This window comes from Planomicrobium sp. MB-3u-38, from assembly GCF_002836425.1.
Classification (GTDB): domain Bacteria; phylum Bacillota; class Bacilli; order Bacillales_A; family Planococcaceae; genus Planococcus; species Planococcus okeanokoites.
In genome coordinates this window covers 304,364-320,703 of the sequence record NZ_PJBO01000060.1, presented here as the reverse complement: position 1 = coordinate 320,703, position 16,340 = coordinate 304,364, and the positions used below count along the sequence as shown (strand labels likewise).

At 44.6% G+C, this 16,340-nt stretch carries 21 protein-coding genes; 2 read left to right on the top strand and 19 right to left on the bottom strand.

Annotation, left to right across the window (positions count from 1 at the left end):
• Positions 1 to 5: 5 nt before the first annotated feature.
• From CXF70_RS12755 to CXF70_RS12670, 18 genes are all read right to left on the bottom strand, one after another.
• Positions 6 to 1,550: a lmo1851 family serine protease gene (locus CXF70_RS12755; RefSeq protein WP_101802965.1), complete on the bottom strand. Its 1,545-nt coding sequence runs from the start codon at positions 1,548 to 1,550 to the stop codon at positions 6 to 8.
• A gap of 110 nt (positions 1,551 to 1,660) precedes the next feature.
• A complete protein-coding gene (deoD, locus tag CXF70_RS12750; protein WP_084245666.1) occupies positions 1,661 to 2,365 on the bottom strand; it encodes a purine-nucleoside phosphorylase in 705 nt (234 codons plus the stop codon).
• Between the two features lie 69 nt (positions 2,366 to 2,434).
• Positions 2,435 to 2,650, bottom strand: coding sequence for a YozE family protein (locus CXF70_RS12745; RefSeq protein ID WP_101802964.1), 216 nt, complete (start codon positions 2,648 to 2,650; stop codon positions 2,435 to 2,437).
• A 115-nt stretch (positions 2,651 to 2,765) separates the two neighbouring features.
• On the bottom strand, positions 2,766 to 3,197 hold the full coding sequence (gene msrB, locus CXF70_RS12740) for a peptide-methionine (R)-S-oxide reductase MsrB (RefSeq protein ID WP_101802963.1): 432 nt from the start codon (positions 3,195 to 3,197) through the stop codon (positions 2,766 to 2,768).
• Positions 3,194 to 3,724, bottom strand: a complete 531-nt coding sequence (gene msrA / locus CXF70_RS12735; protein ID WP_084245660.1) for a peptide-methionine (S)-S-oxide reductase MsrA — start codon at positions 3,722 to 3,724, stop codon at positions 3,194 to 3,196. The genes msrB and msrA overlap by 4 nt, the downstream gene beginning before the upstream one ends.
• Before the next feature lie 16 nt (positions 3,725 to 3,740).
• Positions 3,741 to 4,316, bottom strand: a complete 576-nt coding sequence (locus tag CXF70_RS12730) for a YpmS family protein (protein WP_101802962.1) — start codon at positions 4,314 to 4,316, stop codon at positions 3,741 to 3,743.
• Positions 4,317 to 4,323: 7 nt separating this feature from the next.
• A complete protein-coding gene (locus tag CXF70_RS12725; RefSeq protein ID WP_084245656.1) occupies positions 4,324 to 5,127 on the bottom strand; it encodes a GDSL-type esterase/lipase family protein in 804 nt (267 codons plus the stop codon).
• A gap of 43 nt (positions 5,128 to 5,170) precedes the next feature.
• A complete protein-coding gene (locus CXF70_RS12720; RefSeq protein ID WP_101802961.1) occupies positions 5,171 to 6,010 on the bottom strand; it encodes a DegV family protein in 840 nt (279 codons plus the stop codon).
• A 109-nt stretch (positions 6,011 to 6,119) separates the two neighbouring features.
• Positions 6,120 to 6,854, bottom strand: a complete 735-nt coding sequence (locus CXF70_RS12715; protein WP_101802960.1) for a lysophospholipid acyltransferase family protein — start codon at positions 6,852 to 6,854, stop codon at positions 6,120 to 6,122.
• Positions 6,847 to 7,344 carry a dihydrofolate reductase gene (locus CXF70_RS12710; RefSeq protein ID WP_101802959.1) on the bottom strand — a complete coding sequence of 166 codons (498 nt, stop codon included), beginning with the start codon at positions 7,342 to 7,344 and terminating at the stop codon, positions 6,847 to 6,849. The genes CXF70_RS12715 and CXF70_RS12710 overlap by 8 nt, the downstream gene beginning before the upstream one ends.
• 12 nt (positions 7,345 to 7,356) lie before the next feature.
• Positions 7,357 to 8,301, bottom strand: coding sequence for a thymidylate synthase (locus CXF70_RS12705; protein ID WP_084245648.1), 945 nt, complete (start codon positions 8,299 to 8,301; stop codon positions 7,357 to 7,359).
• Between the two features lie 285 nt (positions 8,302 to 8,586).
• A complete protein-coding gene (locus CXF70_RS12700) occupies positions 8,587 to 9,180 on the bottom strand; it encodes a YpjP family protein (RefSeq protein ID WP_101802958.1) in 594 nt (197 codons plus the stop codon).
• A 274-nt stretch (positions 9,181 to 9,454) separates the two neighbouring features.
• Positions 9,455 to 10,228 (bottom strand): class I SAM-dependent methyltransferase, encoded by a 774-nt coding sequence (locus CXF70_RS12695; protein WP_101802957.1) that lies wholly within the window; start codon positions 10,226 to 10,228, stop codon positions 9,455 to 9,457.
• Positions 10,228 to 10,662: a BrxA/BrxB family bacilliredoxin gene (locus CXF70_RS12690; protein ID WP_101802956.1), complete on the bottom strand. Its 435-nt coding sequence runs from the start codon at positions 10,660 to 10,662 to the stop codon at positions 10,228 to 10,230. The genes CXF70_RS12695 and CXF70_RS12690 overlap by 1 nt, the downstream gene beginning before the upstream one ends.
• A gap of 96 nt (positions 10,663 to 10,758) precedes the next feature.
• Positions 10,759 to 11,058 carry a hypothetical protein gene (locus CXF70_RS12685; RefSeq protein WP_101802955.1) on the bottom strand — a complete coding sequence of 100 codons (300 nt, stop codon included), beginning with the start codon at positions 11,056 to 11,058 and terminating at the stop codon, positions 10,759 to 10,761.
• Between the two features lie 159 nt (positions 11,059 to 11,217).
• On the bottom strand, positions 11,218 to 12,354 hold the full coding sequence (locus tag CXF70_RS12680) for a conserved virulence factor C family protein (protein WP_101802954.1): 1,137 nt from the start codon (positions 12,352 to 12,354) through the stop codon (positions 11,218 to 11,220).
• 25 nt (positions 12,355 to 12,379) lie between these two features.
• A complete protein-coding gene (locus tag CXF70_RS12675; RefSeq protein ID WP_101802953.1) occupies positions 12,380 to 14,263 on the bottom strand; it encodes an ABC-F family ATP-binding cassette domain-containing protein in 1,884 nt (627 codons plus the stop codon).
• Entirely contained in the window at positions 14,260 to 14,895 is a 636-nt protein-coding gene (locus CXF70_RS12670; protein WP_084245632.1) for an HD domain-containing protein, read from the bottom strand. The genes CXF70_RS12675 and CXF70_RS12670 overlap by 4 nt, the downstream gene beginning before the upstream one ends.
• A 146-nt stretch (positions 14,896 to 15,041) precedes the next feature.
• On the opposite strand from CXF70_RS12670, the gene CXF70_RS12665 reads away from it, so the two are divergent.
• A complete protein-coding gene (locus CXF70_RS12665) occupies positions 15,042 to 15,251 on the top strand; it encodes a cold shock domain-containing protein (RefSeq protein ID WP_084245630.1) in 210 nt (69 codons plus the stop codon).
• Positions 15,252 to 15,309: 58 nt separating this feature from the next.
• On the opposite strand, the gene CXF70_RS12660 is transcribed toward CXF70_RS12665, so the two are convergent.
• Positions 15,310 to 15,504, bottom strand: a complete 195-nt coding sequence (locus CXF70_RS12660; protein ID WP_101802952.1) for a zinc-finger domain-containing protein — start codon at positions 15,502 to 15,504, stop codon at positions 15,310 to 15,312.
• A gap of 144 nt (positions 15,505 to 15,648) precedes the next feature.
• Here CXF70_RS12660 and CXF70_RS12655 point away from each other — a divergent pair, with 144 nt between their 5' ends.
• Positions 15,649 to 16,338: a queuosine precursor transporter gene (locus CXF70_RS12655; RefSeq protein WP_101802951.1), complete on the top strand. Its 690-nt coding sequence runs from the start codon at positions 15,649 to 15,651 to the stop codon at positions 16,336 to 16,338.
• Positions 16,339 to 16,340 lie beyond the last annotated feature (2 nt).

Sequence of the window (16,340 nt, the reverse complement as noted above, 5' to 3'; positions counted from 1 at the left end):
TTAAATCATTCTGCAGATTCTTCCTCGGCTTCTTCAGCTTCTTCATCCGTTTCCGGTTCAGATGCTTCAATACCGGCTTCTTCCATCACTAATTTCTTAGCTTCAAGAAGCATAGGATCCTCTTCTTCGATTTTGGCGCGAAGTTCATCCATCAAGGCATAAATACTGTCACCAGTGAGGATGCCAGTCACTTCAAGTTCCTGGTCTTCCTGGAACGCTTCTACTGCCTGCGTCATTTCTTCTTCAAATACGCCATCCACTTCACCGACTTCATATTCCAGTGCCTCCAGCATTTTTTCAGCTGTACGCACCTGTTCTGAAATCGTACCATCCTTCAATTCAAGAGAAGCATCGATAAACGGCAAGGAAACGTATTCCGGATAATCAACTGCCACATCCGGTTCTATTCCTTTTTCGTGGATCCAATTGCCATCAGGCGTCAGCCATTTGGCAGTCGTGAATTTCAAGTTTGATCCATCGGCAAGATCGTTTGCGGTTTGGACAGTGCCTTTACCGAAAGTTTTTTCTCCGACTAGCTTAATGTCAGCAGATTCACTCATGGCTCCTGCCAAAATTTCAGATGCGGAAGCACTTCCGCCATCAATCAACAGGGTCACGGGAATTTCGACTTTATTGCCATCAGTCGCCAAATAGATTTCAGGATCCTGACCTTTAGCTTGTACCTCGAACATTTCTTTGCCTTCTTCAATGAACAAGTTTGAAATATCAAGGGCTGACTGGAGCAGACCACCTGGATTTTGACGAACATCGATTACCATCGCTTCCATTCCTTCATCTTTCATCTCAGCGATAGCAGTTTCCAGTTCGCTGAATGTGTCCTGAGAGAAGCTGGTGATCTGAATATGCGCTACATTATCACCGATCATTTCGGAATAGACTGTCTCGATCGGAATTTCATCGCGTACGATTGTCACATCTATCGGATCCTGCATGTCTCCACGCATGATCGTCAATGTAACTTCTGTCCCTTTTTCGCCGCGGATAAGCATCACAGCCTCAGTCGTACTGAAACCTTGGATGCTTTCACCGTCGACCGCGATGACCTGGTCATTCGGCTGGATGCCCGCTTTTTCAGCAGGTGAATTTTTTATCGGTGAAACGATTGTAATATAGCCGTTCCGTTCCTGGACTTCTGCTCCGATGCCTTCAAAGCTTGAAGAGATGCCTTCAAGGAATTGAGAAGCTTCTTCTTCGTTCATGTAATCGGAGTATGGATCGCCCAATGAATCGACCATTCCATTAATGGCACCATTGATCAATTCCTCCCGGTCAACATCTTCATAATAATTATTTTGGATTTCATCGTATGCAGTGTAAAGCTTCTGGAACTCCCGTCGTTCCGGCGAGTTCACTTCCACTGCTTTTTCATCACCGAAGGTCAGTGCAAAAACTGTTAATCCCGCAGTAGCCAGTATCAGTACCACCACCAGCATGATGAAGGAGAAAGTTTTCAGGCGTATATAATGGCCCCGTGATACTTCTGCTGGAGGCAATTGCTCATTTCCCTCTTCTGGACGTTTATCATCCATCTATTTCACCACTTTCGTAATTGCCGGCAAACCTTAATGCTTCAGCCAGACTTCTATATTCGAAAAAAAGACTGCTTTGAACAGTCTCCTTTTTTATTGCGTAGTATTGGTTATTCCTGGATTGCCGCTTCGAGTGCAACAACGATCATATCGTTGAACGTCGTTTGGCGCTCTTCTGCCGAAGTCACTTCGCCAGTCAATAAATGGTCGCTTACTGTCAAAATCGACAATGCCTGCGCACCGAATTTAGCTGCCAAAGTATACAATGCAGAAGATTCCATCTCAAGAGCAAGAACTCCGTATTGCGCCCATTTTTCATGTTCAGCATGGTCGTTATAGAAAACGTCTTCAGTAAACACGTTGCCTACGCGCAAGTTCAAACCTTTTTCAACGCCTGCGTTATAAGCTTTAAGCAATAAGTTGAAATCAGCGGTCGGAGCATATGACACATTGCCAAAAATGATTGAATTCATGTTCGAGTCAGTAGAAGCACTTTGTGCAAGAATTACGTCACGGACTTTTACATCTTTATGGATTGAGCCGCAAGTGCCTACGCGGATCAGCTTTTTCACATCGTACTCGTTCATCAATTCAGTTGTATAGATAGAGATTGAAGGAACACCCATTCCTGTACCTTGTACGGAAATGCGTTTGCCTTTATAAGTACCGGTATAGCCGAACATGTTTCTGACTTCGTTGTACAAAGTTACATCTTCCAAAAACGTTTCAGCGATATATTTCGCGCGAAGCGGATCTCCCGGAAGAAGGATCGTATCGGCGATATCGCCTTTTTTAGCATTGATATGAACACTCATGATAAAACCTCACTTTATTTTAGTCGTACTAATCATACTGTTTTTTGGCATTGAGTGCAACGAAGAGCTTTAAAGACTGGTGTATTCATCCCACAAATCATCGAAAACCGATGCTTTCATGATGGGATGAGCCCGTTCTTCGAGATATCTTGAAATCTTTTCAAAATCCTTTGTTGTTTTAGGAAACGAATGATCTAAAAACATTGCATCCGCAAACCGTGAAAAATCATCGGCCTCCGTTTTCCCCCGATATGATAAAGCAAAATGATAAAACGACCGGTCCATCGGTATAGATTCCCTCCTTCATCTCAAAATGAAAGCCCCGGACAACCGGCCCGGGGCTAACAATTTCTATATTAGCTATTCTGTTATGATAATCGAATGTTGCTCTGAGCCAACATCATTCCTGCTCGAATAATGCTTTGTATTCCGAATAGCCTTCTTTCTCCAGGTCTTCCTTCGGAACAAAACGCAGGGAAGCGGAATTGATGCAGTAACGCAATCCGCCAAGTTCGGACGGGCCGTCCGGGAATAAGTGTCCAAGATGTGAATCAGCAGTAGCCGACCGCACTTCGGTACGGCGCATGCCATGGCTGGTATCGAAACTCTCTTTCACTTCTTCGTCTTCAATCGGTTTTGAAAAGCTCGGCCACCCGCAATGTGCATCGAATTTATCTTTAGAGCTGAATAACGGTTTTCCGGATACGATATCCACATAGATGCCGTCTTCGAAATGCTGATCATATTCTCCTTGGAACGGCGGTTCTGTTCCATTTTCCTGCGTGACATGATATTGCATCGGTGATAATTTTTGTTTTAATTCATCCTTCATTTTTGCTCACCCCAATTTCGTTGAATAAAAGCGGCTCTTCCGGATCCGACGGAATATCGTTCATAATGCGCCGCATTCTTCTTATAATAATCCTGATGGTACATTTCAGCCAAATAGAACGGCTTGGCTTCCAGAATAGGCGTCACAATCGGTTTATCGAATTTGCCGGAAGCTTCAAGATCAGCTTTTGATTTTTCAGCAGCAGCCCGCTGTTCCTCCGAATGATAGAAAATTGCCGGCGCGTATGAAGAACCGCGGTCAAAGAACTGACCGCCGCCATCCGTGGGATCAATCTGCGACCAAAAAACTTCCAACAGTTTTTCATAAGGGTAGATTTCAGGCTGGAATACAATTTCAACCGCCTCTTTATGGCCTGTCAGATTCGTACAGACTTGTTCGTATGTTGGATTTTCCAACTCTCCGCCTGTATAGCCGCTGACGACCGATTCGATTCCAGGCAAGCTGTCGAAAGGTTTGACCATACACCAGAAGCAGCCCCCTGCAAATGTCGCTTTTTCGGTTTTCATATTCCTGCACCTCTTCCTATTGGGTTATGGTAACACGTAATCGGATATCATCCTCTTCAAGGTTAAAGGCTTCCGCCCTCACACTGATGCCATCATCAAGGGGGATATCAGACAAACGAAGCAAAATTTCCTCAGAACCGGGATCCACTTCCATGAACTCCGGCAATGTAACCGAATCACGCAGCAGTTTCAAAGCCGATTCGGGGGGGATGTCGAGCATACCGATATTTACTGATTTCTGTTCAAGCAAAAGATTGCCATCATCCTGCACATAAGGTTCAAATTTGAGCAATATCGGCAAGGTCATGGAAAACACCTCCAATTCAGTGGATAATGCCACGTCATCGTTCACCGATAATGTCAACGGTATAGGCTGGTCTTTCATCGCATCCTGTATATAAGTGTTCGCAATCCCTTCAAAATCTGCTTTTGAAGTTCTGACTGTTAACGTATTGCCTTCTGCAAACGTGCGTTTTTCCGCTTCATAACTGATATAATCCTTAGCGGGTATCGTCACATAAAAAATAAATGCTATCAATGCCAATAAGTTAACAGCCAGCAGGATAATAAATGCCGTACGCCAAATTTTCAAAATCCCCTCACCCCCTGTCTTCAAATATCAATCCACATTCTTCCATCCGTTCCAATATGCGTTCCGTCATTAAATCGTATCCATTTCCATTGGGGTGGAAAAAGTCTGTATGATAGACGAGATTATCATTTCCTTGAAATAAGTCCTGGACCGGTACAAAACATGCCTGCGGATCGTCCGCCAAAGCTTCTTGCATGACCCCATTGTAAGCTTCCATGATTTCATCGAACTCTTCGATTTCATCAGTGATAAGCGAAAATGGATTGTAGACGCCAACCATGATCAAGGGAGCTTGAGGGTTCATTTCCCGTATAGTGGCATAAATATTCTCATATCTGTTTTCATACAGAAGCAACTCTTCCCGAAAAGCTTCAAGATTCAAATTGAATAAATCCCGCTTCACAATCCGCATGATATCATTGCCGCCTATCGTCATGACGATATAATCCGCTTCTGTGACAGGGCCTGTCAATTCACCTTTTTGAAACATTGACAATAGCTGGTCGCTTCTGCGTCCGCGTTTCGCTGTATTTTCAACAGCTGCCCCCCGGACCCCGGGCCAATCCCTGATTTCCGCAGCCAGCCGGCCTACATATCCGCCTCTATTCGCTTCATCACCGACACCTTGCGACAATGAATCACCCAAGGCCGTGATGACCAGTGCCTGCGGAACAAAGTTCGGCGGCACCTGGTAGCCGGCGAAAACCGTCTGGACTCTTGGTGCCGCTTCATCATTGCCAAAAATAAAGGAGGAACTGCATCCCGCTAACAAAACTATGGCTAATAAGACAATATACAGGATGCGTTTCACTTATTTCTCTCCTTTACCTTCCTCAAAATCTTATTAAGTCATGTCATTCGGCATAAAACATGAAACCTATGGCTCCCAATCCGGTATGAGTTGAAATAACCGGAGTAGTGAAATCAAATTTTATATCTTTGAACCCTGATTCGATGATTCGTTCACGCAGCGGTTCAGCCATCGCTAACCCACCAGCGTGCACCAATCCCACACCCTTTACCGTCTTGCCTTTTGTGCGGTTTATAAAATCCTCAAAAAGATAGTCCACCACTTTTTTATGGCTGCGGGCTTTTGCGACTGGTGTGTATTCGCCGTCATCAAGTGAAGCAATCGGTTTGATCTTGAGGAATGAGCCGACCATTGCGCGACCTTTGCCAATGCGACCGCCTTTCACAAGATTATCCAGCGTATCCACTACCACAAATAGCTTCGTGTTCCTTCTGATTTCATCGACTTTGGCCACAATTTCCTCCATCGACTTTCCTTCTTTTGCCATTTTCGAGGCTTCGATCACCTGGAAAGCAAGCGCATAGGAAATATATCTGGAATCGATCACTGTAACATCTGTATCGGTCAATTCCGCTGCAGCACGGGCAGACTCGACTGTCCCACTCATGCCCCCCGTCATATGGATGGATAATACCTGATCACCATCTTTACCGAGTTCATCGTAAAGTTCCTTGAAAACACCTGGTGCAGGCTGAGAACTCTTCGGCAATTCTTCGGATTCCGCCATCAGCTCCAGAAATGATTCCGGTTCAAGATCAACCCGGTCAAGATAGGTTTTATCACCGATCTGAATGGATAATGGCACCATATGCACACCATACTGCTTTAATACTTCAGGACGCAGTTCCGAAGTCGAATCCGTCACTATGTGAATCCTTGACATGAGTTCACTTCCTTTTTTCTTATATACCTTATTTCTTATTCTAAAAACATAAGAGAACCATAGCAAATGATATGGCTGACTCTAGCGTCCAGCAGAACTCCGTGCTGAACTATTTTTGCAGATTCCCGGCATTCTGAAGTGCCGCTTCAATTTTATCCTTCACGAATTGAATAGCTTCCTTGGAAGGCATGGATTTGAATGTTTCATGCGCAATCGGCTCCAGGATTTGTAATCTGACCTGTGCCGGCTTGATCTTGTTATTGTTTTTCTCCATGATATCAGCCGTACCTTGGATAGCCAGCGGTAATATCGGCACTCCGGCATCGGCCGCGATACGCATGAAGCCTGCTTTAAACTCCCCTAGCCCATTTCCTTTGCTTCGTGTGCCTTCAGGAAAAATCAATATCGAATGGCCTTCTATTAACTTCTCAGCTGTATCGGATATCGATTTCAAAGCACTTCTTCGGTCTGTCCTGTCGATGAATACGCAATTCATGTCTTCCATATAGACCGGAATCACCGGCAGTTTTTTCACTTCTTTCTTGGAAATGAAACCAAAAGGCTTCGGTATGCTGGAGAGTATAACCGGTATATCAAAATTACCTTCATGGTTGCTGACTATTAGAACTGGCCCCTCCGGCAATAGTTCCAGGCCGGTCACTGACACCTCACTTTTAGTGCGTTTCATGATGCCTGCCGCCCATTTCCTCGGTTCTGTATGAATCAGCTCGTCATATTCACTGATTGTCAAATGAGGCTTTTTCTTTTGGAAACTCTTCAGCTTCAACGCTGCAACCGGCAAATAACCGAACAAAAAAGAAAAAGTCCTGATCGAATTAAGCATGTGCAGATCCTCCGCTTTTGCGTTCGAATATCAAATAGCTGAAGGAAACGCCGCCTGATTCAAGGCGTTCCGACTCGGAAACAAGAGTCCAACCGGCGCCGTACTCCGGAAAATAGGTATCCCCTTCGAATTCATCGTGAACAAGCGTCACATAGAGGCGATCAGCAGTTGGCAGGACATATCTGAAAATCTGCTCTCCGCCGATCACCATAACTTCCGAATGCACTTCTTCTGCAAGTTTTACAGCTTCATCGATGGAATGGACGACATCCACTCCTTCGATCGCCAAGCCTTGCTGGCGGCTGACCACAATATTGCGCCGTTTCGGCAATGGCCTTCCGATTGATTCGTACGTATTGCGCCCCATTACAATGCCTTTATTCAATGTATGTTTTTTGAAGTAAGCAAGATCTTCCGGTATGTGCCATGGTAATTGATTGTCCCGTCCGATAATGCGATTCGGATCATGTGCTACCATCAATGAAATCATTTGTTTTTCCTCCTAAACAGCTACAGGTGCTGAAATCCTCGGATGTGGATCGTAACCTTCTATGCTGATATCGTTCATTGTCAGATCAAAAATCGATTCGACATCTTCGTTGACTTTTAAAGTCGGCAGCTCTTTCGGCGTTCGGCTGAGCTGTTCTTTCACTTGTTCCATATGGTTCAGGTAGAGATGTGTATCTCCTGTAGTATGGACAAAATCACCTACATCCAGACCGCATTCGCGCGCAATCAGGTGCGTCAGCAAGGCGTAGGAAGCGATATTGAACGGCACTCCCAAAAATACATCAGCGCTCCGCTGATATAGCTGGCAGGATAATTTTCCGTCCGCCACATAAAATTGGAACATCGTATGGCAAGGCGGCAATGCCATATCCTCAACAAATTCCGGATTCCAGGCAGTCACCAGGTGTCTCCTAGAATCCGGATTTTTCTTGATGGCTTCAATGACATTTTTCAATTGATCGATCGTGTCGCCAGTGGTCGCCTGCCATGAACGCCATTGTTTGCCATATACAGGACCCAGATCGCCGTATTTTTCTGCAAAAGCATCGTCTTCAAGTATGTTTTTCTGGAAAATGGCCATTTGTTCCTTATAAAGAACCGCAAATTCCGCATCTTTTTGTGCACGGCGACCAAAATCAGTCATATCCGGCCCGCCATATTCTTTGCTGGAAACCCACTGGGCAAAAGCCCATTCATCCCAGATATGATTATTATCTTCTAGAAGCGTTTTCACATTCGTATCTCCTTTGATGAACCAAAGAAGTTCTGAAACGATGAGGCGGAAAGCGGTTTTTTTCGTTGTCATCAATGGAAAGCCTTTTGTCAGGTCGTAGCGCATCTGATAACCGAATACACTTAAAGTCCCTGTTCCGGTGCGATCTTCTTTTTTCGTGCCGTTCTCTAAAATATGCTCACATAAATCCAAATATTGTTTCATTCATTTCGCCTCCATTATAAGATTAATCATAACAAAAAAACCGCTATAAATATAACGGTTTTAACAGGCTGTCGAAAAACATCATCTACTGCAATCATTTCGCTGCAGGCGGACGCGTTCCGCAGGGAGCTGCCTGAGCCTCCTCGATAGCTTACGCTATCTGCGGGGTCTCAGGACTCGCTCTGTTTCCTGCAGGAGTCGCCGGCTGCTGCTGCATTTTATATCTGTAGAAATATGTGTGTATCTTCTCAACAAGCTAAAAAAACCGCTATAAATATAACGGTTTTACGAGAGCCATTTTGGCGGAGTATTTTTGGACCAATAGATATCGCCCAATGTGATGTGCTGCTGGAAATCATCTTCCTCTAAATGGTAATGGAAGTTGAAATAATATCCTTCCTGCGGCTTCTTCTCTGTGCGGACGTGGAAACGGATCTTATCTTTATTCGTTTCCGTATCATAGATATGGAAAATCTTTTCGGAATGTTCACCGGAAGGCTTCTGAGAAATCGCCAGTCTGCGTAAGCTTTCCGAATCAACCTGAGCAAGATGCAAGTCGATCGCCTGTTGGATGTTCGGCAGAATAGCTGTCTTGAATTCATCTTCGATAACCGGACCGATGCGGGAGCCGAATTTCATATAGGCTTGCTCTTCAGCAGTCTGGTGGACAGTATCCAGAATCGTCGGGTTGGTGTAATAGAATTCCGATGGGTCCAGCCAGTCATATGTATTTTGAGTATTCGGACTTTTTTGCGCATGGGTTTTGAGTTCCGGCTTGTCATCGAGCAAAGATTCCCAAATAGTATGGTTTGGAGGAATCGTGCCAAGGCTAAGGACAGCTACTGCAATCACCAGCGATTTTTGCCACCAACTTTTCATCTCAATCACCTTCAATTTCGAACAATTTGTAAACACCTTTGTTTAATTATACGAATTATAATGGTAAAGGTTTCATCTTCTTGAAATTCATTGTACAATAAAATCAGCAAATACGCGCTGTTTTTTTGAAAAAGGAGGAATTTTTCATGGATGCATCGATCCTTATCGGCCTGGGTCTCCTGCTTATGCTCGGGTACTTGACTTCATTAAGCTTCACTGACTAAGATTTCACAAGCAAGAGCCCTTCCTGTTCTCAGGAAGGGCTCTTGCTATTTCAATTTAAGTTGATGACTCCATAGTGGAATTTCGTATTGGGTCGGACACGCCGTTCAAATCCGAATTTTTCAAAGTCCTGCGAACGAAAGTGCGCCTTCAGAACAACCGCTTTATTGGCGACTCTTTTTGCCTGCCTCATCCATTCATCCGTGAGCTGCCCCATATTGGCGCTGGAGCGGACGGGAGTGAAATTGGATGCTTCTTTGATTTCTTCGGTGAACATCGGATCCATGTAGACGACATCGAATACATCATCATCCAGCGTTTTGAGATAATCCACGGCTTCCGAGCTGACTACTTGTACTCTTCTCATCGCTTCTGTGAGATGCGGCATGGCATCATACCGGGACAATCCTGTTTTAAGGATGAAGGCTATATTCGGATTGCTTTCGCAGCCTACGATGTTGCCGGAAGAACCGATATATTGCGACACCGTAATGGCATCCGAAGCCATGCCAAGAGTGCAGTCAAGAAAGCTGTCTCCTGGCGCGAGCCCTGATACTTCTATAAGCGGATCCTTTTCCAATGGCCGTTTGGTGCGGAAAGCCGCTGAATTCGGGTGAAAAAAGAACGGCTCTGTTTTACCCATAGGGTAAAATTCAAGCCGTTCTTTTGAAGCCACGAGGATATCCGCTTGTTCATCTTCATGCATTTTTTCAACCGATCGTTTATTACGGATAATAAAGCGGATATCCAGCTCTTCAGCAATTCTTTCAGCTTCTGCAGCAGCAGCTGCAGTTGGGCGATATGCTGTGGTGATAATCGTTGGCATTATTCAGCGACCTGCTCCAAGGCCTGCTTCAGATTATCACGGATATATTCCACCGAATAGCCTTCGATCTGTTCACGCGGAATAAAATATGCCAATTGCCCATCTTTTAGAACCGCAACGGACGGCGATGATGGCGGCACGTCATCAAAATAGCTGCGCATCTGCGCAGTCGCTTCTTTTTCCTGCCCTGCAAAAACCGTCACCAGATGATCCGGTTTCGCTTCCGTACTGTTCAATGCTTCAATTACGCCAGGTCTTGCAAGTCCTGCTGCACAGCCGCACACCGAATTGATAACCGCCAGCGTCGTGCCTTTTGCTTCGCTGATGTGTTCGTTGACATCTTCCGGAGTCAGCAATTCCTTGAAGCCGTGATCAGTCAATTCTTTTCGCATCGGTGTTACAATGCCTCTCATATACTCATCATATGCATTCATTCCACTTACCACCTTTGTGTATATTCGCTCCCTGTTACTGAAGCTCTTACTTCCATTCTAACGGAATCATCAGGTTTTTTCATGCATTTGAGGGTATTAATATTTAGGATACTCATTATTGATGAATTCAAGAAGCTGTTCGAACTGGTCAGCCTCATACCATTCATATGGCACTTGCTGGTCGACGTTCCCATCTTCCTTGATCTTTAAGCTGGTAGCTGATAATTGCACTATTCGGCTGTCATCCACATCGTCATTTTTATCTGCAATCGCATGGTCATTGAATCGCTTCAAAATTTTATTGAAAAGCTCATCCCTGGCTTCTTCATTTTTAAATTCCCATGATTCATATTTTCCTTGGCTGATTATTTCAATTGAAAAGATATTTCCTTCCATGTTAAAAGCCCTCCTTCTGAATTAAATAAAAATAGCTGTTTCAGAAGGTAATACCTCTTTCCGGATGCATGGAAACATCTCCCTCCGAAATCGGAAAGCAGAATTACAAAAAATGACCAGCGGCTATGTAAGCCGCTGGTCATTTTCTCAATTACTCTTCTATTGGTTTTGCCCCTTCATGGCTTGGCGTGCTTCAGTCATCTGCTTCCACACTGAACCTTCCGCTTCTTCGCCTTGTTCAATACGGGCAATCGCCATTTTGATTTGAAGCTTCACTTCAAATTCCGTATCATTTTCAGCTTCCTTAAGTGCAGGAAGCGCTGCTTCTGTGCCGGTTTCATAAAGGAACATAGCGGCACGCCAGCGGACCAGCTTGTTTTTATCTTTTAAAGTTTCAATCATGATCGGTTCGAACTCTGCGAATCCTAAATCGCTGATTGTATCACCTGCAGTTCTGCGGACCGCCCAGCTTTTATCTTTCATTGCACGTTCAATATACGGCACGACCGCCTTGTCATCAATATCTCCAAGATAGATCGCAGCCTGTCTGCGGATCGACATTTTTTCGTCATTAAGCGCCTTGTCCAGCAGCGGCAGATCCTCAAGATCCGCTTCGATCATCTGGTCGAGCAACTGGAAACGCGTTTCCCATTCGGGTACATCGAATTCTGCCGCCGTCACTTTTCTTCCGCGTGAAACGGCTTCCTGTTTTTCAGCATCTTTAGGCTGAGTCAATGCATCCAGCCGCTCCTGCGGATAAGCCGCTTCGATTTCTTCCACGACATTTTTGCCGATTTCATCTTTTTCACCGTACCGTACACCGTAATCCGCCCACTTGCGCTGCAGCAGGTAGTTTTCTTCTGTCGGATCCATGACTATGCTCATTGCTGTGACAAAACGCTCGGGCATACCAAAACGTTCCTCTGAAGCGTTATCAAATACTTTTACCTGCAGCGGTATGCCTTTGAACTCCTGAACGTGTACATATACTTCCCCGTAATGCTCATCCAGTGCTATTTCCTGTTCCATATTGTCACTGTCTTCTCCAAGTGCTCTGCGGACTTCGGCAAGGATGTTTTCCCAGCTGAATTTAGCGATCCTTTCGACCGCAAGGAAATCTGCGACGTGGTACACGCCTTTTACACCTTCGATCGCCAGGATGTTTTGAATTTCCTTTGGTGCACCTTCGGGATTGTCCTGGCTATAATTATGGCTTTTGCCGAATGGCAGCTCCTGATCTATGATCACTTTCATCGTATTCGGGCTTGGTGTAGGTTCAATCGTTTTGATCTTCACAAAAATCCCTCCTGTAACTATTGGTTCATCCCTCAGCCAGCTCCTGGAGATAAGTCCAGCGGTCCAGCTTTTCATCGTATTTTTTAGTCAGATCGTCGACCTCCGCTGTGAGTTCCCGTAATTTATCGTAATCGGCTCCAGCTTCTGCCATTTCTTTCTCACGGTCTTCAATTTTTGATTCCAACGATGAAATATCTTCCAGTATGTTGCTGTATTCCTGTTGTTCCTTGTACGTCATCTTCTTTTTAGGCTCCGTTTTCGGAGCATCCGGTGTCAGGGCAGCCACCGGTATTTTATCATCTTCTGTTAAAGGTGCTTGCTTTTCTTTAATGAATTCAGAATACAAGCCCTGATATTCTTCTATTCTTCCTGTACCGGTCGTCCATAATTTACGGGCGATACGGTCAAGGAAAAACCGGTCATGCGAAATCGTCAGCACAACACCGGGGAATTTCTCAAGAAAATCTTCCAGAACACCGAGTGTCTGGATATCGAGATCATTTGTCGGCTCATCCAGCAATAAGATATTCGGCTGCTCCATCAATAATTTCAAAAGATACAGACGCTTACGTTCACCGCCTGACAGTTTCCCGATCTGCGTTCCATGGCCATTGGATGGGAACAGGAAACGCTCGAGCATCTGAGTGGCAGAAAGACGGACACCTTTTTCCGCTTCATAATCATTGGAAATTTCCTGGATGTATTCAATCATTCGCTGAGATTCATTCATCATTGGCAGATGTTGGGTGAAATGGGCAATTTTTACGGTACTTCCATATTCAAGCTTACCTTGTGTCGGCTCGTATTCTCCGGCGATAATTTTCATAAGTGTGGATTTACCTGCTCCGTTAGGACCTACAATCCCGATACGGTCACCACCCTGAAGCAGGAAGTCGAATCCGCTGAAAACTTGTTTATCGCCAAAGGCCATACCGACGTTTTCCCCTTCGATGATTTTCTTGCCCAGACGCTGGCTCTGCATCGACAACTCAAGAGAGGTATTGTCGTTTTCTTTTTGTACATTCTCTTTAATTTCATCGAAGCGCTGTATACGGGCTTTCTGCTTAGTCGAACGCGCCTTGGCTCCGCGCCGGATCCATTTCAGTTCTGAACGGAAACGGTTTTCAAGTTTTTGCTGGGAAGCTGCCGCCATTTCTTCGCGCAATGCACGATTTTCCAAATAGTCTCCATAATTCCCTTTATGCGTATACATGGTCTGGTCCGCTATTTCGAATATATGCGTAGAAACCGCATCCAGGAAGTAACGGTCATGCGTCACGAAAAGCATGGCCGAATTCATGCGCAGTAATGTTTCCTGCAGCCATTCAGTTGACAGGGCGTCCAGATGGTTTGTCGGCTCATCCAACAGGATCAGATCACAGGGCTCGATCAATGCTTTTGCAAGCGCTACACGCTTCCGCTGTCCACCCGATAATTCACCAATCGGACGATCGAACATATCGATGCCCAGTTTAGTAAGCGCAGTTTTTGCCAATGCATTGATATCCCAGGCATTTTCGCGTTCCATGCCTTCCTGTATTTTCATCAGTTCGTCCTGCAGTTCAGTTGAACTTGAGTCGGTCATCATATTGGACAAAGCCTGTTCATAAGATCGATTCAACTGAAGAATAGGCGAGTCTCCGGAGAATACAGTTTCAAGCACTGTCAATGATTCATCAAATTCAGGGTCTTGCTTTAAATACGTAATCTCGTATTTTTTAGGATGATCCATCGCAATCGAATCCGCATCCATCTCACCAGCCACAATTGACATTAATGTCGACTTGCCTGTTCCATTGACGCCGATCAATCCGGCACGGTCCCCTGGATATAATGAAAATTCAACATTCTTGAATAAAGTTTTAGCTCCGACCGTTTTGGTCAGTTTCGTAATATTTAAGTGGCTCATGCATTACCATCCGTTTCTTTTTTAAGTTGCTCTAAAAAGGATAGCATAAATTGATGCCGTTCATCAGCTATTTGCCTTCCAGTGCCAGTATTCATCATGTTTTTCAGAAGCAATAATTTTTCATAAAAATGTGTTGCGCTGCTTGTCGGCTTGTCGCGGTATTCCTGCTCACTCATTTCGTTTCTCGGCTTTTCATCCCAATCATAAAGTTTTCGCCCGCGGGCCCCTCCGTACGCAAAAGTCCTGGCGATTCCGACAGCCCCTATCGCATCAAGCCTGTCAGCGTCCTGGACGACTTTCGCTTCGATGCTTGAAGGTGCTTCCCCGTTGCCGCCTTTAAATGAAACCTGGCGGATGATGTCGGTGATCCGGCTCTTTTGCTCTACTGATAAATCAAGTGAATCCAAAATTTCCGATTCGGGATCTGAATCCCCTTCCTTATATTTGGGATCGGAAACATCATGGAGCAGGATTGCCAATTCAACGATGAATGGATCAGCTGCTTCTTTTTCCATGATACGATCCGCATTTGCAAGAACCCTTTCTATATGCTGCCAATCATGGCTGGCATCAAAAGTGTCATATACCTCTTTCACATTTACTTTGCATTTACTTAATATACTTTTCTGCATTCTCCCGCTCCTCTGTCTAAAAAACATTTTTCTTATGTCTGCAATATGAAATTGACGGTTCCATGGGCATCGTGTATAGTATAAGCCATCCATTATTACTATATTAATGGTACCACGAAAGTACTCAATACCGAGGGGGAACGTGCATGCACCAGGGAATCGTAAAATGGTTTAACACGGAAAAAGGCTATGGATTTATTGAGTATAACGATGGCGATGATGTATTCGTCCACTTTACCGGCATTAAAGGCGAAGGATTTCGCACATTGCAGGAAGGCAAACCCGTCTCGTTCGAGATAATTGATGGAAATCGTGGTCCGCAAGCCGCAAATGTAGTTCAGCTGGACTCGGAGTAATTTAAAAAATTTATGTGAGCATAGCAAAAGCAGAAACGGGGTTTCCGTTTCTGCTTTTTTATTTGTTTGATCCTGTCTTATTCAACTCATTGCCTAAAAATTGCAATTGGGTGCCGATGGTGCAATTGCTTATACAGAAACGGTGGGCAGCGGTCTTGCCTTCATCTTTACGGATTTGCGCCCTGACGAAGCAACCATCACAGTACGTATTTAACATTTCATCTATTTCGTTTATGATCGATAATTTATTCACACAGTCACCTCTTATAAAATTGCCGTTTCAACATTTTACTACTTGTTTGTTTTTTATTCCAACAATAGTTATACTGTCAAAGGATATTTTAATGTCCAAGCGGTTCGTGAACTCCCGCTTCACCAAAACTAAGGAGGAAATAATTTGTTCAATGAATTTTTGGGCCTCGGTTTTGTCGTGGCCAATTTTGCAATGCTTATAATTATGTACAAGTTCTTCGGAAAATCCGGTTTATTCGCCTGGGTGGCCATGTCGACAATATTGGCTAATATCCAAGTGACTAAAACAATCGAAATCATCGGCTTGACTGCTACCCTGGGAAACAGTTTATACGCCTCGACTTTCCTCGCTACAGATATACTGAATGAAAAGTATGGAAAAAAAGAAGCAAAAAAAGCTGTCTGGCTAGGATTTTCAGCCTTGCTGGTCATGGTCATCGCTATGCAATTCGGACTCCAATTCATTCCTGGAGAAAGTGATTTCGCCCACGGATCACTGGAGACTATTTTCGGGCTGGTTCCGCAAATCGCTTTTGCGAGTATGATCGCTTATCTGGCTAGTCAGCATATCGACGTACTGATTTTCTCTGCTCTCCGCAAGATCTTTCCGAAAGACAGCCAATTCTGGATCCGTAATAATGGATCGACATTATTGAGCCAGCTGCTGGATACTTTAATTTTCACCAGTATCGCATTTTACGGCTTATTCCCATTCGATGTGTGGATCCAAATCTTCATTTCGACATATATTCTAAAATTCATCGTGTCCATTCTTGATACTCCGTTCGGCTATCTTGCCAAAATGATCACGCCAAATGATGAAAAGCGGGTGTAGCA